Source organism: Sphingobacterium sp. lm-10 (genome assembly GCF_023554555.1).
In the GTDB taxonomy this organism is placed as follows: domain Bacteria; phylum Bacteroidota; class Bacteroidia; order Sphingobacteriales; family Sphingobacteriaceae; genus Sphingobacterium.
Map to the genome: position 1 here is coordinate 751,322 of NZ_JAMJWC010000002.1, position 22,376 is coordinate 773,697.

A 22,376-nucleotide genomic window follows, 5' to 3' on the forward strand; every position below is an offset into this window, starting at 1 on the left:
GAAATTAATTACATGCTATGATTGCGAGTTGACAATGCGTTAAATCGAGCGAGACTTAATCTTCGTACCCGAATCGTTTTAGGTAGTTCTTCTTGCTTCTCCAATCCGGCAATACCTTTACGAATAATTCCAAGAATACCTTCCCGTCGATAAACTCTTCAATGTCTTGGCGTGCATAGGTGCCTACCTTCTTGATCATGGCGCCAGCGGTACCGATAATAATATTTTTCTGTGAATCTCTTTCCACAATAATCTCTGCTGCGATTCTCGTGATTTTTGGTTCTATTTTATAGGAGGTTACCACTACCTCGGTGCTATATGGAATCTCTTTGTCGTATAGTTTGAAAATCTTTTCACGGATCATTTCGGAAACAAAGAAACGAACCGATTTGTCGGTAAGCTCATCTTTCTCATAATAGGGGGGATGTACAGGCATTTTTTCTTTGATATAAGCCATGATCCCATCTACATTGTACTTGAGTAAGGCAGATAGGGCAAAGACTACGTCAGGGTTTACCTTTTCTTTCCAGTACGCTGCTTTCGCTTTTACTTCTTCTTCTGTAGATTTATCTACTTTATTAATTAATACGGCGACCGGAGATTTGGTATTGCGTAATTTCTCAATCACATCCTCTTCGTCATGGCGCTCATGTATGTCGGTAACAAAAAGAATAACATCTGCGTCGATAATCGATCCTTGAACAAAACTCATCATCGATTCCTGTAAGGAATAGTTGGGTTTGATGATGCCCGGGGTGTCCGAAAAGACAATTTGGTAATCTTCTTCATTCACAATACCAATAATTCTATGCCTGGTGGTTTGTGCTTTGGGAGTGATGATAGACATCTTTTCCCCCACTAACGCATTCATTAACGTTGATTTCCCCGCGTTCGGCTTACCTATTATACTTACGAATCCAGCTTTATGAGACATTTTTCATTTTTTATTTGCATTTCAAAAGTACAAGTTATATCTTTGTGAAACAATTCAGGAAAGCAATATCTTTGAAGGAAGCCAAATAAAGGCAGATTTTATAAAAATATATTGCGGGGTGGAGCAGTTGGTAGCTCGTCGGGCTCATAACCCGAAGGTCGCACGTTCGAGTCGTGTCCCCGCTACTAAAAGCCGTTCAGAGATGAACGGCTTTATTTTTGCCCAAAATTTTGGTTGATACCATTTATTGTCTATTTGATGCGAGGAAATAGCACCCGTTTTGATTTATAGATATAGGATGTAACTAAGCTTAATTAAGTGCTATATCTAATTGCCTTCCTTCATCTCTTGCTTTTTTGTCCATTGCGGTACCTACCGCCATGCCAATGGCTAATCCGATCGGTAAACCAATACCCATCAATCCTATGTTTCCCAAACTCACTCCTAATGCTGTGCCAATAGGTAGTCCGAAAGCGGTCATACCTAAAACAAGCCATAAATTTTTATAATAGTTTAAGGGAACGATTTTTAATGGCTTTTCCACTAGTTTCACAATTTTTGATTGTTTTCGTTTTATCAACCTATATAAAGGATCGTCTGACAGCGCCGTTTGGCTTAATTCTGCAATTTCTACGTTTATTTGATTTATTAAATAATCTGGAATTTGATGATTATTTAATAAATCAATGAGTTGGTGAAATTGTTCAAAAGCCGCTGTTACTTTTTGGTTTGTAGGAAAAGTGTCTGTTTTAAATTTTACATGATCAATCTTCATCTTGGATAAATTTGGTTTAGTCCAACAAGTATAAGATTAATTTTCCTTTAGTTTTGTTGGAGTTGTAGGAATTAGCAACGTGAAATCTGCTTCACTCCAAAGGGTATCATCACCCTCGTCTGGAATGGTAGTAATCGTTAAAACTTTATCTGGATCTACAGATTTCATAAATGACAAAATACCTTCCCGGTTTTTGGTATGGTAAGCACCATGCACGTGCAGCATGACTCGATCTGTGGGCGTATGTAACAAGATCCGATGCGCCATGCTGGCATCTTTGATCGCTTGGGAGTTGAGCATGTTTTCACCACCATGACCGGGAATCATATCTTTTAGCACTCGGTACGATGCCAGTGTGGAATCTACCACCATAGGCAATGGTGGTAGCCATTTTTGGGCATAATCGGATAAGCTATCCAAAATACCAATGCCTTGATGATACACCGCATTCGCATACCGTCGAGGTACATTTGTAGCTATTAAAGGAATAGCATGCGCTTTGGCAAATTCTACTAAAGGCCGATAGTCTGCATAATTGTTCCAGATACGTGCTTCACTTTCAAAGCTGCGGGTGTTGATCTGGCCCTTCCAATATTCATCCACGATGGGCTGCACGTCGGTTTCGAACATTTCCATGCCCAGCACCAACTTATCGCCAAATTTGTGATGTAGCTGCTGTAACAGCGTTAACTCGAGCTGGTGAGCAGTCGCTTCGCCGTGCATCTCGCCGAATAGAATAAACTGTTTATCCTGTGCAGCGACTACGATATCTTCAGCGGTAGCGGCCTCGCCCTTCGCGTTTTTGATGTTCAAGACTTGCTGTGCGTAAGCCGCATGTAGACAAACACTGAAAAGAATGCAGGTAATGATGCGCATATTATGATGTTAAGGAGTATACTGCCTGCTGCCAATCTTCACGCTCAGGTACATCTGGTTTCCGCTTGCCAAAGAATTGCACAACCAGATTTCCGTCTGCATCATAGGCTTCTATGCTATGTACTGGCCCCATGTTGGTTGGCTTTTTTACCACCCAAACGCTGTCCAGGGCTTCATCACGCAGATGCATATTGAAATCGGCATCCAAAATGTTAATCCAAGGCCCAGTACGCACAATGCGTTTGGCGTTACCGGTATGAATTTGCAGACAATTAGCGTTTCCGATGAAAACCATGATTTCCAATTCATTTTCTGATAGGAGATGTAGCAATTCTTCGACTTTGTTTACCGCTATCCGTGTTGCATGACCTTCTGGTGCTAGACGCAAGGCTTGTGTTCTGGAAACGCCATGTCGACGCAAGAGACCAAAGAAATCATGTGTATCCTGCAAGTCTAGCCATTCCTGCTGGAAAGTAACTTGGTCAATATCTTCGTCTGGCTTTGCCGCAGAGGCCGCCGGCGCTGAGGGTTCCAAGAGCAGCATATCGGATTCCGTTTCTTTAAAGTTTTGTACCAGATCTAAATAAACTTCTTGGTTACTTTCATCCGTTAAGTAAATCTTGTGCACAGCAGTTCCCCACTTGTCAAAAAATTGAATGCTTTGACGGTCATTTTCTGAAGTAGCGAAAACATACGCCCAGTTAGACATAAACAACCGTAAATCAATATCCGGCCCGACTACCAAGCCCATGTGGCCGTTGAAAGTTGGTCTGTTATAGGTGCCTTTCCGTTCGTGCACTGCATGATCGTTTCTGGTTAATGCCATGACGCGACCTAGCGTTGGAATTTGCGCTAATATTTCTTGCATAGCTGGTTTAAGGCGGATATTTTGATCGCTGGTGGCAACCAATTCGGCTTCGGAAACTGCTAATGCGGATGCCGCATCTCGGATACGGGTTTTGGGATTATCGGTCTTATAGATTTCGTATTTTTCTTTTAAATCTGTGGTCATAGATGCTTGTTTTTTAGAGTTCCGGGATAATAAATGGATAGCCGATCTGCGGATCTTGCCACACCTTTACCCGAATATTGTAGGTGTTCAGCAGATTTTCTGCTGTGATAATTTCTGAAGGACTGCCAAAGTGTTGCAGTTGTCCTTCTTTTACAATTAAGATCTTATCTGCATATCTGGCAGCAAAATTAATGTCATGTAAGATACATAATACGGTCCAGCCTCGATCGGCCATCTTCCTAGCTTTGGCTAATATAATCTGTTGATACTGAATATCCAAGCCGTTAATCGGTTCGTCCAGAAAAAGGATGGCGTCTTGGCGCTCATAAAGTTGAGCCAGCACCCGCGCCAATTGCACCCGTTGTTTTTCTCCTCCGGAGAGCGAGTGATAGCTTCGCTCCTTAAAATGCTGTATGCCCATGTCTTCTAATACGGATGCGATGATTTCGAGGTCGATTGCACGTGGATTTACCGCAAAATGAGGATATCGGCCCATCGTTACTAGTTCCTGCACGGTGAAATCCACGCTAACCTCATTGGCCTGTGTAAGTACTGCACGCATCAATGCCATCTCTTTAGCCGAATAGACGGACAGATCTTTTCCGTTCAAAAAAATATGGTTTTTGGGACTTTTAACCTCGCTACAGAGCAACTTGATTAGCGTGCTTTTACCGGCACCATTCGGACCAATGATCGTCAACAATTCTCCTGGCTGCGCGTGGAAACTGACGTCCTGTAATATCGGTTTTCGGCCAATCTGATAAGATAAGTTTTTCACCTCAATCATAATCTACCCCTCCTGTTCCGGTCTTTAAAAATGATGTACAGAAATATCGGGACGCCAAACAGTGCCGTTAGTATACCGATTGGTAGCTCAGAAGGTGCTACAATGGTGCGCGCGATCAAGTCTGAAATGACGAGAATTCCTGCACCAAATAATGCCGATGCGGGTAGCAAGAACTTATGATCGCCCGAAATGCTAATACGTAGGATATGTGGAATGACGAGCCCGATAAAGCCGATAAGACCCGTCAAGGCAACCGATGCTCCAACACCTACGGCTGCCAATACAATAATGTATTTCTTGGTTTGCTGCACAGGGATGCCTAGGTGTGCGGCTTGAGCTTCACCCAATGCGATAGCATTTAATGGTTTGGCGAAAAATAACAAACCGCCAATCGAGATAAGGCTAAATGGGAACAGCGTGTTCACTGCTTGCCAACTGGAACCTCCCAAACTACCCAAGCTCCAGAACGTAATGTTACGCAGCTGGTCATCACTGGCGATATAGGTCAATAATCCCGTAAAAGACATCACCAGCGCATTGATGGCGATGCCAATCAAAAGGAGCGAGGTGACATCCGTTCGGCCTTGACGTACAGAAAATCGGTAAATCAATAAGGTGGTGATTACTGCACCAATAAATGCAGCGAATGCTAGAGTATAATAGCCCAGTACATTACTGATGGCTTGGAAGAGCTGTGCTTCCAAGACAATCACCAATACAGCAAAGAAGGTTGCGCCAGAAGATATCCCAATAATACCTGGCTCCGCTAGAGGGTTGCGAAATAAACCTTGTATGGAAGCTCCCGATATGCTCAACGTCGCACCTACCAATAGGCCTAAGACCATTCTGGGAAGGCGGATGTTTAGCAACACCGCCTTTTGCTGCACGCTGTAGTCGGCCGATCCGCCCATACCCATGGCATTTCCTAAAATGGAAAGTAAGGATTTTATAGGGATGTTAAGTGCCCCGATGCACACAGAAGCAAGGCAAGAGGCGATTAACAACCATACCAAAATGATAAACCAGGTGTTTCTCTTCGGGAATGGCATTAATGAATTTTATGGTACAACTCGTCAATGGCCTTGGCCACGCGTGGGCCAAATCCGGTTAAAAAGGCGCCATCCATCTCCACAATTTTCTTGTTTTTTCCGGCATTGGTTTCTTTGATGCCTTGAACATTCAAGATACCATCAATACCTCCTAAACTAGAAAGTCCAGAGTCGAAAAGCAGGATTACATCGGGATTGTAGGCTACCAAGGCTTCCGCCGTTAGTGGTTTGTATTCTTGGATGTCTTGTGCCACATTGGTGCCTCCGGCCAATGCGATCATCTCATCTACCTCGGTGCCTTTACCGCCCACCATCATGGTTCCAGCTCCCCGCGCATAAATAAAAAGCACTTTTGGTGTTTCGGTGGCTGATTTATGCTCGGCGACCTTATGCAAATCTTCCCGGAGTACATTCGCCAAAGAATCTCCTTTGCCACTGATGTTTAACGAATCGGCCAGCGATTTGATTAATTGAATACTGCCGCCGGTGCTGTGCTCATGCGGAACGAGTACTACCCGAATGCCTGACTGTTTGAGCTGTGCTAGTGTTTCGGGCTTAAGGTCGTTGTTTGTTCCAATGATAATATTTGGTTCTAATGCTAAAATACCTTCTGCCGAAATGTTTTTGTTGTGGCCAACTTTAGGCAATTTATTCAACGCTTCTGGATACGTCGAAGTCACATCAGTTCCTACAATATTATTTAGCAAGCCGAACTCGGCCAGCACTTCCGAAGCCGCGCCATTTATGGATACAATGCGTAGGCTATCTGTGTTGCCGACTTCTTGGTCGGTTTGTTTTTCGTTGGATGAATTACAGCTGGTCAGTAAAGCTGCGGCTACCGCAGCTGGAAAGACTATTTTCTTAATTATTTGCATATTATCCTCTTCTAACTAATTGATATTCTAATTGTGGGTATCCACGGTCAGCACCGTCGTTACCAGAACCCATTCCATTAAACCTAATCTTGTAAATATTATTGGCACTATCGCGGAGTATGTAATAACGATTATTGAATGCGCCAATAGGATTGCCAGTCGTGGCCCTCCAAGTCGAACCAATAACATTACGATGGTTAATTAACTGCACCTGATTAAGGTGTGATTCATTAAAGTCTGTATAAGCAATATTGAAGTTATTCTGACCAACGATTACCTCTGCAGCTTGAGCGCCTGCCAGATGATTGATGAAAATGATGTCGCTAAAGCTGTATGGAACCATAACTCCTCTAAAATTGGTGTAATAGGATGATGCGCTCCACACAAAATCCCATTGCGCTCGTACGGGTTCAATTTGCACAGGACCTTGCGTAAAGGAGAAGAATTGGAAATTGTATGCCGCGTCCTTGTTGATGGTCGCCGTCTGGATATCATTGCTATTAAGCGGCGCATACTGCATGGTGTATCCAGCATTACCACTTCGCTGCACCCGGACCTTCCAAAGATTATCTGCATTTACTGAGGTGCCGACCTGCGGATTGATTACATATACTTGGTTTTCCGTAGGATTGGTGCTTATTTCTGCTATGGCTGTGTAGGTGATTCGGCCGATCGTGTCATCGAATAGTTCGAAATGGGCAGGATTGGGCGCGCTCTGATCGGTGACAAATTGGTTGATGTCCACATTGGCCGAGCTGACGGCTTGCAGATCGGTAAAGGTAGTCGCTAAGGCGCCCGCGCTCATTTGGTTATTGACGATCACCCGAAATTCATTTCCGGCATGGAAACCCAGGTTCCAAGCATTACGCGCAACCGGAACTTGGGTGTCTGTACTGAGGTCTACATAGACCGCATTCACGGCGTTAGCTCCACCCTCACCACCTTGCAGCGTCAATTGCGTGCCTTCAGAAGGTGGGATTTCAGGAGGTAGCGTATCTTCTCTGGAACAAGAGGTCGTGGCAATAAGCAGGCCGCATAGTAGCGTGGTTTTAAATGGGGTAATTTTCATGATTATATAGTTTATTGTGTCATATTAAATTGTAGCCCTAAGAAATAGGATCGGCCATAGGCCATAGGTACTGTTGGGCTGGCACCACCGTGTGGACCCTCACCCATAGTACCGGTGTTGCGTAAATCTTTCACATTAAAGAGATTTCGGACGCCACCACTCAGGCTAAATAGGCGATTTATTTTTTTGTTCAACGTAAGGTCACTCATGTTGAAGCCGTCTACAAAAACCTGATGCACTTCATCTATACCACCGTCATCTGAGCGAAACTCAAAACGAGGTCGTCTTCCATAAAATTTAAAGAATAGGCTAGCATTTAGACCCCATGGTGCATAATAATAGGAAAGGTTGCTGTTTATTTCCGGGCTCCATAAAAGTTCCGGCAAAGATGGATCAACTTCTCGTGATATATTATATCGCCCGATGTAGGAGAAGCCCAGCCCTGCCTGAAACGAACGATAGGTCACACTTCCTTCCCAAATCAATCCAGTTGTTTTGAAACGCTCGATATTTACATAAGTGTTTACCGTAGGGTTTGAAGCCTCAAACCCAATGGCAATCATGTCGTTAAAGGTATTGTGAAAACCTCCAAGAGAAGTATTGATGTTGGTCACTTCGTCAAAAACACGGTGATAGGAAAGATAGGTGTTGAACGAGTTGGAGTTTTCCGGTCTTAAGTTTGGACTGCCTATAATCGAATGGTTGGTGTCAAAGAAACTGAAATATAATTCTCTGAGGGCAGGAGAACGAAACCCTTTGGCATAGGCGGCGCGGATGTCGAAATACTGATCCAAACTGAGTTTGACGTTCAGCGAGGGAATAATCGGTATAGCTTGAAAGACATTGTTGCCAATAAATCTTACCCCTGGTCGTATATTTAGCCAACCCATTGGTCGAATCTCCGCGGTTAGAAAGGTCGCATATTCGGACACAGAAGCATTCTCGGTAAGCCGATCTCCGCTGCCCGACTGGCTGTTCCACTCCAAACCAAACTGCGCATGCACTTTTTCGGAAAACTGGTATTGCGTAGTTCCTCTAAAAAATAAGGTGTTAAATCTGGCGATGTCCGCCTGACCATTATCTATTAAGGTCTCCGTCTCGCTTGTTTGAAAATTGGTGCGTTGGGTCACCGTGCGTCGGTCGTAATTTTGTAAGGAAAAAGACCCATTGGCAGTAAGCTTCTCCGAGAATTTCCAATTACTTTGTAGCATATTATTGTAGCGATTGGAAATGAAATTCTGATTTACCTGCGTATTGTTCGGATTGAAACGACCGGGTGTAAATATGTCTTCATTAACATAGTCAAAACGATACCAGGTTTGATGTTTGGATCCCTGATATCCAATTTTGCCCGATGCCAGCCATTGATCTTTAGGCTGCCACTGCAATTGTGGTAAAGTGGCCGATCCCTGCCATCCGCCAAAAGTATTGCGGCTAGCGTTCACATCAAAGTCCCACCTATTGACATGGTGGGAGATGCCTAGATGCGCATTATGTCTGCCTTCGCCACTAAGGGGGGCATATTCCGAACCAACAGTTTCTTCCAATACACGTGCACTAATCCGCCAGCGATGTCCGCCCAGATTGTTTTTTGTGATGATATTGATTACGCCAGCTAAGGCATCGGTACCGTAGGTCACCGACACTGGCCCCTCAATGATCTCTATTTTTTCGATCATGTTTACGTCTATCTGCATTAGGCTTTGTCGCTCGGCGCCGCGATCTAAAAGGGGTACACCGTCAATAAGGATCTTCACGTTTTGCCCACTCATGCCCATGAGTTCAATGTCAGATTCACCCAGCATCATATCGTTATTGATGCGTATGCCCAATTCGGTGTTTAACAGGGTCGACATATCAGTTGTACCTCTACGCATGATTTGATCTTGTGTAATGGTGCGTATTTTATAAACCGAATTTTTCAGTGAGGTGGCTTCCAATTGAGCGGTGACCACTACCTGCTCAATTTGATTCCGAGTACTGTCTTGTGCAAAAGAACACGTGCAGGTGCCAGTTATAAGAATTGATATTAAGTAAAATATGTTACGCATAATGATTTTTAATCATATTGCAAACATAATTTTTATTTAGATTAATTACAAACAAATGACGAAATTCATTTATTATTATAGCTCATATTGTGATGCTAATCGTATGGATTTAGATTTTAAATATCACTTATGGGCATTTAAAGCGTTATTTCAAGCGCTTGTAAAATTTTTATTGAAATTCTTGTATATGCTCATTTTAAAGTAATCCAATGATGGCAAAATAGGGTTCGCCAGGCTAGTGAAATATATATGAAAATATATTTCTTTTTAGATAATATGGTTATGAAATAAAAAGAGCTTGTCTGTAAAGGGAAAGGAAGATTTAAAAAAATATGTAATTATAAAAGCATGACGGAGTAATCTGATTTTTTATAAAAAATCAGATTACTCCGTCATCATTTCATCTTCTAGCAATGACATTTTACGCCTTGTTTTTTAGAAGAATCCTTTGAGCGCTAGTAAAAGAGTATTATATAATCCGCGCTGTGTAGCGAATAGATTTTTTGGCTTTAGTCAGTTCATCCATATTGATCGCTGCACGGAAGTCACTATTTGTCTGATCTCGAATCTGATCTATTTCGGTCTTCAATTGCGTACGAATATTATCTTCGGTTACGCCTAATGTTGCTGCCTCGTCTAATGCCGATTTTATTTTTTCCGCATAGAGCTCCGTGTATCGGTAATGCTTGTTGTAATGAAATTCTAACTGATTAATTAACCCGACGAATTCTTCCAAACGATTGTTAGCATCTTTTAGATCATTCGCCCCATCGCTTAGTAATAATTGATCATAGTTTATCCGGTTACCAGATTGATTTTTCTGCTCAAACTGCGTAAGCCTGTTAGCGATATAATTCTGATCGAGACTTAAAAACAATCGGTTCAAATACTCTTCGATATTTTCCTGACTCCCTCTGGCTTCCGGTTCCAGCCCCGCTTTCTCAGCAAAGTAACGCACTTGGTCATAGAATTGACGTTGTAATAAGGACAGTTCCTGACGTTGTGCATTGAGATTATAATCAAATTCGGTATTTGCCTCTGCCAGCAAGTTATAGAAATGAATGTAGCTGTTTAATTCACTTTCCATCTTCGCAATAGTAGCTTGATCAACATCATCAGTCATCACACTCGTACTACGCAGAAAGCCCATGACATTGTTGGTTAATTGTGCGGCTGGAGATACTACCGGAATAAGGCTCACCACTTGGTTGTTCGCAATAGCGCTAACACCTTCATGTATTCTGGAAGCAATGTTACGTTTTTTGGGCTTCACGTTTTCCTCCACGAGGGAGGTGACTTTTTGGTCGAAACGAAAACCTAGTCTGTCACTCTCTGGATTGGCTAGATCTTTAACCAGCGGTTCGAATAAGCGATTCGATTGATAATTCTTCATACCCAGTACCTTTGTGTGTAGCAACCGGTAGGCGCCAGTGGCATTTTCCAGGTTTTGGCGAATGATGATGTATCTATTTTGCGCATCTAGATCTTTGCTAGCCATCAACACATTGATATTGTCCGTATTGTTCTTTAGTTCACGGGATAAAGCTGCTACTTGACGAGTGAGATGGGCGATAGTTTCCGCATCTTGATTGGACGCAGCTGCCGTGTTCTGTATTGTAGCAGTTTGTAGGTTCGTAGTATCTGCTTCCTGTGCACGCCCCGAAAAGCTTAAAAAAACACTAAGGATTAAGGCAGGGTAAAACTTCTTTTCCATATTCATGTATTTGTGGCCATAGTGGCAAAAGGTGAATAGTACTATCTCTGTGCCATTTACAACAAATTAGAAGCTAAGGTGTTTTAAAAGAGCTTCTTTTGTCGCGTTGGTGATGCGTATGATCAGAAGTTTAGGGATTAAATGCTATTTTTACGTCATGTCTACTATATTAATAAAGAATGCACAAGTCGTCAACGAAGGCGAAATCAAAGCACTAGATATATTTATAAAGGATGGTCGCATTGAGCAGATCGCACCGACTATCGATAAAACCGCCGCACAGGAAATTAATGCAGATGGCATGCACTTGTTGCCGGGATTGATCGATGATCAAGTTCATTTTCGTGAACCTGGTCTTACCTATAAAGCAGATATTGCGACAGAAAGTCGTGCTGCTGTGGCAGGTGGTACCACTTCTTTTATGGAAATGCCCAATACGGTACCCAATACCTTAACGCAAAAATTGCTGCAAGATAAATATGACATTGGTCAGGATAGTTCACTAGCCAATTACTCTTTTTTTATGGGAGCAGGCAATGACAATATCGATGAAGTATTGAAGACCAATCCTCGGGACGTGTGCGGAATTAAAGTATTTATGGGTTCCTCTACAGGAAATATGCTGGTGGATAATGAAACGGCTTTAGCCAATATTTTTCAAAATGCGCCAACACTCGTCGCAACCCATTGTGAAGATGAAGCTACTATCCGGCATAATCTAGCCCTCTACAAAGAAAAGTATGGCGATGAAATCACCATTGATATGCACTCGGCGATTCGTTCGGAAGAGGCCTGTTACTTATCTTCCTCCAAAGCCGTAGAGCTAGCAAAAAAGTATGGTACGCGATTACATATACTACACATCTCTACCGGTAAGGAAACGCATCTTTTTAGCAACGACATTCCGTTGGAAAAGAAGAGAATCACAGCGGAAGCCTGTGTGCATCATTTGTGGTTTTCTGATGCAGATTATGCTTCTAAAGGTAACTTTATAAAGTGGAATCCAGCGGTAAAAACGGCGGGTGACCGGGAAGAAATCTGGCGCGCGGTGTTAGACGGACGAATTGATGTTATCGCCACAGATCATGCGCCGCACACTTTTGAAGAGAAGTCCCAGCCTTACTTACAAGCGCCATCTGGAGGCCCTTTAGTGCAGCACGCCTTGCAGGCATTGCTGGATCAGGTAAAGCAAGGGCGCTTGACGCTGGAACAACTAGTGCAGAAAACAGCACACAATACGGCACGTTGTTTTCAGATAGAACAGCGCGGATTTATCCGCGAAGGCTATTGGGCAGACTTGGTGCTGGTAAACCTAAATAAGCCTTACACGGTGTCAAAAGAGAATATATTGTCGAAATGTAAGTGGTCTCCGTTTGAAGGACATACTTTTAGTGCAAGCATCGAATACAGCATCGTGTCGGGTAATATCGCGTATGCTAATGGGCAGATACAAGAAGTTGGATCTGGGCATCGGATGCTTTTTGATCGTTAATCGGGCAAAAGGAAATACAAAAGTTTAGGGATCTGATAGCAGAATAAGCGGGTAGTGTAGCACGAAAATTAATACAATGACCATGGGTAAAATAATTTTGTACATAGCAATGCTCGGACTACTTACGGTAAGCTGCCAACGCATGGAAAAAACCATCAATTCCTCCAAAAAAGATTTTTCTTCTGCCATGAGGCTAACCACTTCCGAATGGGATTCGCTTTTTGCGAGCCATCAGGAATCTGCGATCTACCACCGTCGATTCAAACACCAGGATATCGACTCGCTAGTACAATTACATGCCCAACGCGGGATATTGCAAGTAGAAAGGATTGGCACATCGGCAGCAGGGCGATCTATTTCCGAGCTTACCTATGGCGATGGCAGTATAAAAGTGATGCTGTGGTCGCAAATGCACGGTGATGAACCTACGGCCACGATGGCTTTATTGGATATATTCAATTTTTTGGAAGGGCAACAGGATGACGGAGCAGATTCCCTGCGGGATCTGTTGAAAAGCAAGTTACAGATTCATTTCATCCCGATGTTGAACCCCGATGGAGCGGAGATCTATAATCGCCGGAATGTACAGAGCATAGATCTCAATCGGGATGCACGTGCAAAGCAAACGGTGGAAGGTAAGCTATTGACAGCTCGTGCAGATGCGGTAAAACCTTCTTTTGGCTTTAATCTGCACGATCAATCTATTTATTACCACGTGCCCGAAACCCAAAATCCGGTCACTATATCCCTACTAGCTCCCGCGTATAATGAAGCACGTGAGATCAATGAAACGCGGGGTAATGCCATGAAGTTGATTGCGGGAATCAACAAGATGGTACAGCAATATCAGCCAGAAGCGGTTGCTAAATATGATGACACGCATTCACCAAGAGGATTTGGCGATAACTTCCAGAAATGGGGTGCTGCAACGGTGCTCATTGAATCGGGTGGTCTGAAAGGCGATGTGGAAAAACAACAGATCCGTAAAATTAATTTTATCATTATTCTCAATGCGTTGATGGAGATCGCGCAAGGCAGTTACGAACAGTATGAAATTGCGCAATATGATGACATTCCCTTTAACGGTTCTTCTTTATTGCATGATGTGTTTATCCGTAACTTGGAGATTGGCTCCGACTCTGTTCCGCTACGTACCGATATTGCTATCCGTCGCGCGGAGAACACGGTCGATCGTGATTTCTTTGTCCGCGGCTGGGTAGAAGATTTGGGCGATCTACAAGAATCATTCGGATATGACCAAGTGGATGCTTCTCAGCTGCATTTTGTACAAGGCAGAATTTCTCCGAAGGTCATTACCTCGGTAAACAACCTTTCGAAATCGGAAGCTTTCGATTTATTGAAGCAGGGCTATATGGCTATTCGTTTACAACCCGCTACAGCCGGCAATGCCGCGTCATTTCACAACCTACCGATACAGCTTTTCACACAGCCGACCTTCTACCTCACCTCGCGGATAGATTTGGGCGGTACAGCCAATTTTTACCTGGCAGACGATTCCGGTCGTTTACTTTATGCGGTATTAAATGGCTATTTGATCGATTTGAATCAGCCGTTGAAAGAAACATTTAAAAATAAGGTGCTCTAATTCCGGGTTAAGCAATTTATTTTTTACCTTAGAGTGGTCATCCGTACATTCTCCAGCTTTGGACTTTTACTACTTCTAGACTGGGTAAGAGCATGTTATTGCTCGATGTGAACGTAGCATTGGCTGAACACAAGAAAACCATTATTAATGAATCGTATTATCTTCCTTTATCTGGGCATCCTGTCCGTATGCAGTATAACTGCACAAGCGCAGGTGCAAACAGATTACAGCAACAAGCAGCAGCTTGCGCAGCGCGTTAAAGCATTAGCGGCGCGCTATCCCCAATTGGTAAAAGCCACATCCCTGACCAAAACCTTGAGTGGATCCGACATCTGGATGCTCTCCATCGGTAGCGGAGCGCTGGAGCAAAAGCCCGCCGTAGCCATCGTAGGCGGTGTGGCTGGAGATCATCTTTTAGGCGTAGAATTAGCTGTCGGCTTCGCCGAAAAATTGTTGGCGAACGCTTCACAAGATAGTATCCGACAATTGCTCAATCAACAAACCTTCTATGTATTTCCAAACATGAGTCCGGATGCCACGGAGCAGTACTTTGCCAAGTTGCAATATGAGCGTACGGGCAATGCACGGCCGTTGGATTACGACCGCGATGGTCGTAAAGGAGAAGATGGATACGACGATCTGGATGGTGATGGCAAGATCACTTGGTTACGCGTAGAAGATCCGACGGGTACCTACCTGCCCAACCCAAAAGATCCAAGATCCATGGTATTGGCCGATCCGGCAAAAAATCAAAGGGGTCAGTACCGGTTGCTATCCGAAGGGGTGGACAATGACAAGGATGGTCTCTTCAATGAGGATGGTGATGAGGGAGTCGCATTCAATAAAAATAATACCTATAACTATAAGAACTTCTTACCTGGAGCGGGCGAGCATGCGGTATCTGAGCTGGAGAACAGAGCGCTGTACGATTTTCTGTACGATGCATTTAATGTATATGCAGTTGTTTCCTTCGGACCAGAAAACAACCTGTCTACACCGCAGCAGGCTGGACGTGGGGTGGAAGCGGCTCCATCTTCTGGCAGTCGCCGGCCAGGCGGCCGTATGATCAACAGCTGGTCGGAGGCAGACGCAAACGTAAATGCTTCGGTATCGTCTATTTATAATAAGCTTATCCAACTGGGAGAAGCGCCAAAGCAAAAGGCTGGTAACGGAAACTTCGCTGATTGGGCCTATTATCATTATGGGAGATTAAGTTTTTCGACACCAGGATGGTGGGTGCCAGATACGGAAAAAGATCCGGTAGCATCTTACTTTACTTGGGCAGACGCGCAGGGAATAAGTGGTAACCACACACCGTGGAAGGCTATTTCTCATCCAGATTTCCCCAATAAAAATGTAGAAGTAGGCGGTATTCATCCGTTTGTATTGCATAACCCGCCGTACAAGATGGTGGATAGTCTGGTTTCCAAGCATACTGACTTTGTGATTAAGCTGACAGGAATGGCGCCTATGATCGATATTGTCGACGTGAATACAGAAAAATTGGATGGCGGACTCACGCGAATTTCCCTAAAAGTGATCAATAAAGGCGCTTTCCCAACATTAACCCAGGTGGGGGAGCGGAGTTATTTTCTGAAGCATGTGGTGGTAGAGCTGAAAGCTGGGAACGGACAAAAGGTGCTGAGTGGAAAATCTCGGCAAACAATCGGGGCATTGGAAGGACACGGATATACCGAACTGAACTGGTTGATCCAAGGAAGCGGGAAGCTCTCCATTGAAGCAGGAAATGCTTCCAGCGGTAAGAAATCAGTCAATGTATCACTTTAATCAGGCTTAGCATTCATGAATTTATATAAATACACCATCGCTTTAGGGCTGACAGTACTTCTGGCCGCTCCGACATTCGCACAGAAAGCGGAAAATATTTTGGCAGCTGCTGGCTCGCCAGCTAATCCCAAGGTGTCTATTAGCTGGAACAGGTATCACGACAACACTGCGTTGTTGGAAATCTATCGGAAGATGGCCTCCGCACATCCCGATCTAGTGAATCTGGAATCCATTGGCAAATCCGTTGAAGGACGCGATTTGTGGTTATTGACTATTTCTGACAAGAAAAATGGCGAACCGTCGGCTAAACCGGCAACCTATATCGATGGCGGAATACATGCCAACGAAGTGCAGACGGTAGAGTTTGCCCTATACATCGCGTGGTACGTCACCGAGATGCATGCTGCTGGAAATCCATTTTTCCAACAATTGTTGGCCGATAAGACCTTTTATATCGCGCCTAGCATCAATCCAGATTCCCGGGATTTCTTTATTCACGGACCCAATACGCAGCACTCGTCCCGTACGGGTCGCAAGCCTCTGGACAATGATAGAGATGGCTTAGTGGATGAAGATGACTTTGATGATTTGAACGGTGACGGTCATATCACACAGATGCGTAGAAAAAGTGATTATGGCCGGTTTATTATCGATCCAGCAGATCCTCGTCGACTGATCCCCGCACCAGAAGGGCAGCGCGGTGTGTATGAGTTGTTGGGTTATGAAGGTCTAGATAATGATGGTGATGGCTTGGTGAATGAAGATGGTGTCGGTGGATATGATCCCAATCGCGACTGGGGATGGAACTGGCAGCCTAACTATGTGCAAAGTGGCGCTTATAAATATCCGTTTTCCCTGCCGGAAAACCGGGCCGTGGCCGACTTCGTGATGGCGCATCCCAACATCGCAGCCGGACAAAGTTTTCATAACTACGGAGGGATGATTTTACGCGGCCCCGGTGCGCAAGATGATGAAGGAAATTTTAGACCGGCAGATATTGCGGTGTACGATGCGTTGGGCAAGAAGGCCGAGCTATTGATACCTGGCTATCGCTACATCGTTACGTACAAAGATTTATACTCTGTCTATGGAGGGGAATTCGACTGGATGCACAGTGCGCGAGGCATTTTTGCGATGAGCAACGAGCTCTGGATGGCGAATTATTATTTTCAGAAAACAGGACAGCAGCCGGGCAATGAGTACACCAATGCCCAAAATGAGCAATATGTATTTGATCAATTCTTACTCTTTGGCGATGGCTTTGTAGAATGGACTCCTTATGAACATCCGCAATATGGCGCCATCGAGATTGGTGGTTTTAAAAAGAACTACGGCCGTATGCATCCCGGATTCTTAATGGAAAGTGATGCCCATCGTAATGCTTCTTTTGTAATCTATCACGCGTATCATACGCCAAAGCTAGAAGTGGCAGAGATTACTATTAAAGATTTGGGGTCTGGCTTATCCGAAGTAACGGCAGTCATCAGAAATCAGCGCATCATTCCGACGCATTCAGCATTGGATGTAGCCAATAAAATTGAAGTGCCAGATGTGGCTACTTTGTCTGGAGGAACCGTTGTCGCAGGCATGATTGTAAACGATCGGGATTTTGGAGTTACTACGGAGCAAAAACAAGATGCGGCGAATATTCAAATTTCCACTATTCCGGGAAATGGCATCGTGACCGTACGCTGGATTGTGAAAGGTAATGGAAAATATACCGTGACCGTCAACAGTAAAAAAGGTGGTAAAGCAGCTAAGACAACTTAGCCGCTTTACCATTTATTATTTCTTTTTCTTCTCCTTATAAGACCCGATCAGGTAAGCGTAAGGTTTTAGCGAAGGAACGTGATCGAATACAATTAACAAAATACCTAAAAGTGGGATAGCTAGTACCATGCCGCCCACACCCCAGATCAATTCACCTAGCACGAGGCCGACGATCGTAAATAGCGGATTAATGCGTACTTCATTGCCTACGACAAGGGGTTCCAATAAATAGGTCTGAATAAATTGTACAAATAAATACACCCCAATTACCCCAAGAATCATTCGACTATCTCCACCCTGTACAGCGACAGCGAGTACCGTAAACGATGTGCCAATCAGATTGCCAACAAACGGGATGATTTCCATCAATCCACAAAAAACCGCAAAGAAAATGGCATTTTCAACTCCCAATACCGAGAAACCCAAACCATACATAATCCACAGTGCTACGATCATTTTGGATAAACCACCCAAGTAGTGTTGCGCTACACTGGCCGATTCATGTAATACCTTTGTTGTTTCGTTCCGCTTATCCACCGGAACCAATAATAAAACAAAGTTTTTGAGTTGTCTTCTGAAGGTGATGAATAGAAAGGTGTACACTAATACTAAAATAGTATCTACCGCTATGCTCATCGTACCGGAGGCAAAATCCATCAGTACGCTTCCGGTAGCTCCGGCAGAGCTAGCAGGCTGTTCTACCATCTTTTGTTGCTGCTGCTGATCTATCCCAACACTATCTTGTAACCAAGCTCGGAATTGTGCGACAACCTCAGCAGCTCTATGCTGTAGCTCATCCATATTTTCGGAAAAGCCTGCCAGTTGCCAGCCCAGCAACGTTAATACGCCTGCCACAATCAGCACAAAACCTAATAAGGCGATCAGTGCTGCCACGCCGCGAGGCATCTTGAAGCGTTCTAGATGTTCACAAAGTTTGGTCAGTAACATCGCTAATAGACCGCCTAATGCAAATGGAACTAAAAAGGGTTTTCCGAAATATAAGAGCGCGATGCTCAGTCCAAATAAGGCAAGGATCAGAACCGCTCGCTCTAGCTTCGTTTGTTGTTTCATCTGCTGTCCAATATGTTTTTCATGAAGGCATTGCTCCACAGGAGCAGTTACAGAAGAGAACAACTAATAGGGTAATTAGTTTCGGCTTATTTGGCAGTCAAAGCTGTGCCCTCAAAGCGTACGCCTTCCCAACCGTGCAACATAAATGCTCGGATATTTTGATGATCATTGCCATCAGGATCTTCTAACACAGCACGGTAATGCTCTGCAAATAATTGTAAAGTATCTTCCTCGCTTAGTGATTGTAATAAGGCAAACTGTAATACCTTGGCACTTCCTTGGTTTTGCGTAGCTTCATTGTGTATTTCGCCGTTCCAAAATGCCGTTGGCGTATGTATATAAGCCGATTCTATGTAGGCAATGACGTCTGCAAAGATTAATTTCCCGTCTTTCAGGTCTTGTAAAAAAGTATGTTGCATGGAATTATATTATACGATAAAATGGAGAAATAATTAGTGTGCAGCTTCGTTTTCTTCGACCCACAAACCGTCTCCTTTGATAATGTTTATTAACTCGTCGAGCGCATTAGCAGAAGATACGTTTCGCTTGATCACTTCTTTGCCGCGATACAGCGTGATTTTGTCTGGTCCGGCTCCTACGTATCCGTAATCTGCATCGGCCATCTCGCCCGGGCCATTCACAATACAACCCATGATCGCAATTTTAAGTCCTTTCAGGTGATTCGTGCGCTGTCGAATCATATGTGTTGTGTCTTGAAGGTCAAACAAGGTGCGTCCACAGCTCGGACAGGAGATGTACTCCGTTTTGGAAATTCTGGAACGGGTAGCCTGCAAGATTCCGAAGGATAAAGAAGCTAATTTATCCACCGGTGTAGCTGGAGAATCAATCCAAATACCGGATCCTAATCCATCAATCAGTAGTGCGCCAAAATCGGTTGCCGCATACAGTTGTATTTTGGAAATCGGTTCCTCCGGATCCATGATATCTCCCTTAGGGCCATTGAAATCTTCTGCGGCGTAACTACGTTTCAAGATGATTGGATTGGATAAGCCCAACTCCTGCATGTTGGCAAAGAACTGACGTTGGTCGGCCATACCATGTGTGTAATTCGTCTCCAAAATAAATACGACCGTTTCGTCCAATACCATTTCGGCAAACAAGTCGGCGGCCAAGTCCTCATTACTGATGTATACCATATTCAGAACGGGATCATGCACGGTGCTTCCATTGAACTCCTCTAGCGTAAATACCGGATGAATATTAGCACGTTCAGACAAACTTAGCCAGGTAGGATAATGGTACAACTGTTTTAAATTTCCCGGCATCGCAAACGAAGGCAGTGCATCTCCTAGATATACAAAATCTACCGATTGGTCACCCATATGGAACTTATCCAATAGTACATCGTAACGATAGCCGACCTGTTTCAATACAAATGGATCTTTGAGGTTTTCTTTGGATAGATCAATGATGATGCGAGGTACCAACGATCCGCCTACGAAGGTATTTACTTCGGCGGCTTCATACCGCTGGGTAGTCGATTCTTCTTTTAATTGAAGAATCTCTCGTTTAGGTGCCGCAGCTAAAGCTATTTCTCTTTTACTATATCTATTAATCAGCGCTCGAGCGACAGGTGCTTCCTTCTCCGGTTCCTCCGTCAGAGAAACGCGAACTGTATCACCCAAGCCATCTTCCAGCAAGGTGCCTATTCCAACTGCAGATTTAACACGACCATCTTCACCATCACCCGCCTCGGTCACGCCAAGATGCAAGGGGTAATTCATATTTTCGGCCACCATTTTTTCTACGAGTAACCGATAGGCTTGCACCATGACCTGTGGGTTGGAAGATTTCATGGAGATGACCAGGTTATAATACTGCAAATCTTCACAGATGCGAATGAATTCCATCGCGGACTCGACCATGCCATCCGGTGTGTCGCCGTAGCGGCTCATAATGCGATCGGAGAGCGAGCCATGGTTTGTGCCAATTCGCATGGCCGTGCCATACTCTTTGCAAATACCCACTAAAGGGGCAAATTTCTTATATATTCTTTCTAACTCAGCCTGATAGGCTGCATCGGTGTACTCAATTTGGTCAAATTTCTTTTTGTCGGCATAGTTGCCCGGATTTACCCGTACTTTCTCTACAATTCGTGCGGCAACTTCTGCTGCATTTGGGGTAAAGTGTATGTCGGCCACCAATGGCACTTCGTATCCTCGAGCGCGTAATTCCTTTTTGATATTTTGCAGATTTTCTGCTTCCTTCATGCTGGGAGCCGTAATACGTACGTACTCACAGCCAGCATCCACCATTTTAATGGTCTGCTCTACCGATCCCATCGTATCCATAGTGTCGATGGTGGTCATACTTTGGATACGGATCGGGTTATCTGCTCCCATAGGAATATTTCCTACGAATACTTCGCGCGTCCGAAACCTGCTGTATGCCAACTTGGTATTACAATACTCTCCAGTCAATTGGGTCGAATTTGGTGCTTCCATTTGGCACCAAAGTTAGCTATTTTTCGAGGGAATAGGTGTTAATAGAAGATGAATTTGCGGCGCCATTCAGTTCGATGTCATACTTTTGGGCAGCACTGCGGTAGTTCTTCGTTTCATAAACACCTTTACTCACTTTTTCTGCTCCTTCGTATCGGGTGGAAGACATTACATTTTTACCGACTACGCGGTAAGCAACGCCTTCTGGTATACGTAACTTTAAATTTGACGCTCCCGTATTGATTTCAATTTTTGTGTTCTCTAAGTTAGGTACACCAAATGTGAGGCCGATGTTACTTGCACCGGCATTGATCGCTAAAGCCTGCAAACGATACGTTGAAAAATCGGCTTTGAAGTTTACAGCACCCACATTTAGCTCTATATCCCAGAATGGTGTAGGGTGCAAATAGAATTCTACCGTGTTTTTCTTGGATCGGCTATCGCGGTGCTTCGCTTCGAATACCACTTCTTTTTGTGTGGTTCCGGATTCATCCAATTGCAAATCAATGCTCGGGCTATCTGTCCATGCCGCTATTAACTTGCTGGAATCTATGGGTGTCACTAAGTTAAAGCTGGCAGCACCTCCGTTGAGGTGTAGTTTCACTTGTTCTATATCCGCGTTATAATCGATCGCCACGCGCTGACTTTGAGCTTGGGTATGTATGCCCGCTTCTCCATTGGTATAGGTTTGATCACCGATCGTGGTTCCTTTAAATACTAAGAACGAACATATCAATATATTACAAATAGTACTAATCAGTACGCCGTGTGGCCGATTCTGCAATAAAAGAGAAATACCAACGGACACGATCGCTAGCGGCCAAAACTTAATAATAGCGTAGAAATTGAAGTGAATAATATCCGTGTTGTGAAGCAAAATTATTGCTCCGATAAATACGAGCCAGATTCCAGTTGCGATTTTGTTGTTCATCTTTTGTGGTGTTTTGTTCTTACAAGATCAAACTTACGGGCTAAAATAGGGTATAAAGCCCTATATTAGGTTATATTATTCAAATATTCGGTGAACCTCCGCGTTTTGTCGGTA

18 protein-coding genes and 1 tRNA gene are annotated in these 22,376 nt (G+C 44.0%); 5 read left to right on the forward strand and 14 right to left on the reverse strand.

Annotation, left to right across the window (positions count from 1 at the left end):
- Positions 1–55 precede the first annotated feature (55 nt).
- Complete coding sequence (gene era, locus M8998_RS13310; RefSeq protein ID WP_249993663.1) at positions 56–934, reverse strand: GTPase Era; 879 nt, start codon at positions 932–934, stop codon at positions 56–58.
- Between the two features lie 112 nt (positions 935–1,046).
- Here era and M8998_RS13315 point away from each other — a divergent pair.
- A tRNA-Met gene (locus tag M8998_RS13315) sits at positions 1,047–1,119 on the forward strand.
- A gap of 125 nt (positions 1,120–1,244) precedes the next feature.
- On the opposite strand, the gene M8998_RS13320 is transcribed toward M8998_RS13315, so the two are convergent.
- The 9 genes from M8998_RS13320 to M8998_RS13360 all read right to left on the reverse strand — a co-directional run bounded on the left by M8998_RS13320 (position 1,245) and on the right by M8998_RS13360 (position 11,142).
- The gene (locus tag M8998_RS13320) at positions 1,245–1,709 is read right to left on the reverse strand and encodes a hypothetical protein (RefSeq protein WP_249993665.1); all 465 of its coding nucleotides are present in this window, start codon (positions 1,707–1,709) and stop codon (positions 1,245–1,247) included.
- Positions 1,710–1,745: 36 nt separating this feature from the next.
- Entirely contained in the window at positions 1,746–2,585 is an 840-nt protein-coding gene (locus M8998_RS13325; protein ID WP_249993667.1) for a ChaN family lipoprotein, read from the reverse strand.
- Between the two features lies 1 nt (position 2,586).
- On the reverse strand, positions 2,587–3,597 hold the full coding sequence (locus M8998_RS13330; RefSeq protein WP_249993669.1) for a hemin-degrading factor: 1,011 nt from the start codon (positions 3,595–3,597) through the stop codon (positions 2,587–2,589).
- Positions 3,598–3,610: 13 nt separating this feature from the next.
- On the reverse strand, positions 3,611–4,384 hold the full coding sequence (locus M8998_RS13335) for a heme ABC transporter ATP-binding protein (RefSeq protein WP_249993670.1): 774 nt from the start codon (positions 4,382–4,384) through the stop codon (positions 3,611–3,613).
- A complete protein-coding gene (locus tag M8998_RS13340; RefSeq protein WP_249993672.1) occupies positions 4,381–5,433 on the reverse strand; it encodes a FecCD family ABC transporter permease in 1,053 nt (350 codons plus the stop codon). Before M8998_RS13340 ends, M8998_RS13335 begins: the two co-directional genes overlap by 4 nt.
- A complete protein-coding gene (locus M8998_RS13345) occupies positions 5,433–6,308 on the reverse strand; it encodes a heme/hemin ABC transporter substrate-binding protein (RefSeq protein WP_249993673.1) in 876 nt (291 codons plus the stop codon). The genes M8998_RS13340 and M8998_RS13345 overlap by 1 nt, the downstream gene beginning before the upstream one ends.
- Position 6,309: 1 nt before the next feature.
- Positions 6,310–7,377, reverse strand: a complete 1,068-nt coding sequence (locus M8998_RS13350) for an HmuY family protein (RefSeq protein WP_249993674.1) — start codon at positions 7,375–7,377, stop codon at positions 6,310–6,312.
- An 11-nt stretch (positions 7,378–7,388) separates the two neighbouring features.
- On the reverse strand, positions 7,389–9,428 hold the full coding sequence (locus M8998_RS13355) for a TonB-dependent receptor plug domain-containing protein (protein WP_249993676.1): 2,040 nt from the start codon (positions 9,426–9,428) through the stop codon (positions 7,389–7,391).
- A 469-nt stretch (positions 9,429–9,897) separates the two neighbouring features.
- On the reverse strand, positions 9,898–11,142 hold the full coding sequence (locus M8998_RS13360; protein ID WP_249993677.1) for a hypothetical protein: 1,245 nt from the start codon (positions 11,140–11,142) through the stop codon (positions 9,898–9,900).
- Between the two features lie 157 nt (positions 11,143–11,299).
- Between M8998_RS13360 and M8998_RS13365 the strand changes: the two genes are divergently transcribed.
- The 4 genes from M8998_RS13365 to M8998_RS13380 all read left to right on the forward strand — a co-directional run bounded on the left by M8998_RS13365 (position 11,300) and on the right by M8998_RS13380 (position 17,798).
- Positions 11,300–12,634: a dihydroorotase gene (locus M8998_RS13365; protein ID WP_249993679.1), complete on the forward strand. Its 1,335-nt coding sequence runs from the start codon at positions 11,300–11,302 to the stop codon at positions 12,632–12,634.
- Positions 12,635–12,716: 82 nt separating this feature from the next.
- Positions 12,717–14,240, forward strand: a complete 1,524-nt coding sequence (locus tag M8998_RS13370; RefSeq protein ID WP_249993680.1) for a M14 family zinc carboxypeptidase — start codon at positions 12,717–12,719, stop codon at positions 14,238–14,240.
- Positions 14,241–14,387: 147 nt separating this feature from the next.
- Positions 14,388–16,028 (forward strand): M14 family metallopeptidase, encoded by a 1,641-nt coding sequence (locus M8998_RS13375; RefSeq protein ID WP_249993681.1) that lies wholly within the window; start codon positions 14,388–14,390, stop codon positions 16,026–16,028.
- A 15-nt stretch (positions 16,029–16,043) separates the two neighbouring features.
- Positions 16,044–17,798: a M14 family metallopeptidase gene (locus M8998_RS13380; protein WP_249993683.1), complete on the forward strand. Its 1,755-nt coding sequence runs from the start codon at positions 16,044–16,046 to the stop codon at positions 17,796–17,798.
- Between the two features lie 15 nt (positions 17,799–17,813).
- Here the strand turns inward: M8998_RS13380 and M8998_RS13385 are convergent, their stop codons facing one another.
- From M8998_RS13385 to M8998_RS13400, 4 genes are all read right to left on the reverse strand, one after another.
- Positions 17,814–18,869, reverse strand: a complete 1,056-nt coding sequence (locus M8998_RS13385; protein WP_249993684.1) for an AI-2E family transporter — start codon at positions 18,867–18,869, stop codon at positions 17,814–17,816.
- A gap of 86 nt (positions 18,870–18,955) precedes the next feature.
- Complete coding sequence (locus M8998_RS13390) at positions 18,956–19,288, reverse strand: HopJ type III effector protein (RefSeq protein WP_249993686.1); 333 nt, start codon at positions 19,286–19,288, stop codon at positions 18,956–18,958.
- Positions 19,289–19,321: 33 nt separating this feature from the next.
- A complete protein-coding gene (gene ispG, locus M8998_RS13395; RefSeq protein WP_249993687.1) occupies positions 19,322–21,334 on the reverse strand; it encodes a (E)-4-hydroxy-3-methylbut-2-enyl-diphosphate synthase in 2,013 nt (670 codons plus the stop codon).
- Positions 21,335–21,350: 16 nt separating this feature from the next.
- Complete coding sequence (locus M8998_RS13400; protein ID WP_249993688.1) at positions 21,351–22,262, reverse strand: toast rack family protein; 912 nt, start codon at positions 22,260–22,262, stop codon at positions 21,351–21,353.
- Positions 22,263–22,376: the final 114 nt, after the last annotated feature.

Excerpts from the sequence above, each read along its gene's own strand:
- M8998_RS13390 (WP_249993686.1), bottom strand. The coding sequence starts at position 19,288 with ATGCAACATACTTTTTTACAAGACCTGAAAGACGGGAAATTAATCTTT.
- M8998_RS13400 (WP_249993688.1), bottom strand. The coding sequence starts at position 22,262 with ATGAACAACAAAATCGCAACTGGAATCTGGCTCGTATTTATCGGAGCA.
- M8998_RS13370 (WP_249993680.1), top strand. The coding sequence starts at position 12,717 with ATGGGTAAAATAATTTTGTACATAGCAATGCTCGGACTACTTACGGTA.
- era (WP_249993663.1), bottom strand. The coding sequence starts at position 934 with ATGTCTCATAAAGCTGGATTCGTAAGTATAATAGGTAAGCCGAACGCG.
- M8998_RS13385 (WP_249993684.1), bottom strand. The coding sequence starts at position 18,869 with ATGAAACAACAAACGAAGCTAGAGCGAGCGGTTCTGATCCTTGCCTTA.
- M8998_RS13345 (WP_249993673.1), bottom strand. The coding sequence starts at position 6,308 with ATGCAAATAATTAAGAAAATAGTCTTTCCAGCTGCGGTAGCCGCAGCT.
- M8998_RS13375 (WP_249993681.1), top strand. The coding sequence starts at position 14,388 with ATGAATCGTATTATCTTCCTTTATCTGGGCATCCTGTCCGTATGCAGT.
- M8998_RS13320 (WP_249993665.1), bottom strand. The coding sequence starts at position 1,709 with ATGAAGATTGATCATGTAAAATTTAAAACAGACACTTTTCCTACAAAC.
- ispG (WP_249993687.1), bottom strand. The coding sequence starts at position 21,334 with ATGGAAGCACCAAATTCGACCCAATTGACTGGAGAGTATTGTAATACC.
- M8998_RS13350 (WP_249993674.1), bottom strand. The coding sequence starts at position 7,377 with ATGAAAATTACCCCATTTAAAACCACGCTACTATGCGGCCTGCTTATT.
- M8998_RS13335 (WP_249993670.1), bottom strand. The coding sequence starts at position 4,384 with ATGATTGAGGTGAAAAACTTATCTTATCAGATTGGCCGAAAACCGATA.
- M8998_RS13340 (WP_249993672.1), bottom strand. The coding sequence starts at position 5,433 with ATGCCATTCCCGAAGAGAAACACCTGGTTTATCATTTTGGTATGGTTG.
- M8998_RS13325 (WP_249993667.1), bottom strand. The coding sequence starts at position 2,585 with ATGCGCATCATTACCTGCATTCTTTTCAGTGTTTGTCTACATGCGGCT.
- M8998_RS13355 (WP_249993676.1), bottom strand. The coding sequence starts at position 9,428 with ATGCGTAACATATTTTACTTAATATCAATTCTTATAACTGGCACCTGC.
- M8998_RS13360 (WP_249993677.1), bottom strand. The coding sequence starts at position 11,142 with ATGGAAAAGAAGTTTTACCCTGCCTTAATCCTTAGTGTTTTTTTAAGC.
- M8998_RS13365 (WP_249993679.1), top strand. The coding sequence starts at position 11,300 with ATGTCTACTATATTAATAAAGAATGCACAAGTCGTCAACGAAGGCGAA.
- M8998_RS13380 (WP_249993683.1), top strand. The coding sequence starts at position 16,044 with ATGAATTTATATAAATACACCATCGCTTTAGGGCTGACAGTACTTCTG.
- M8998_RS13330 (WP_249993669.1), bottom strand. The coding sequence starts at position 3,597 with ATGACCACAGATTTAAAAGAAAAATACGAAATCTATAAGACCGATAAT.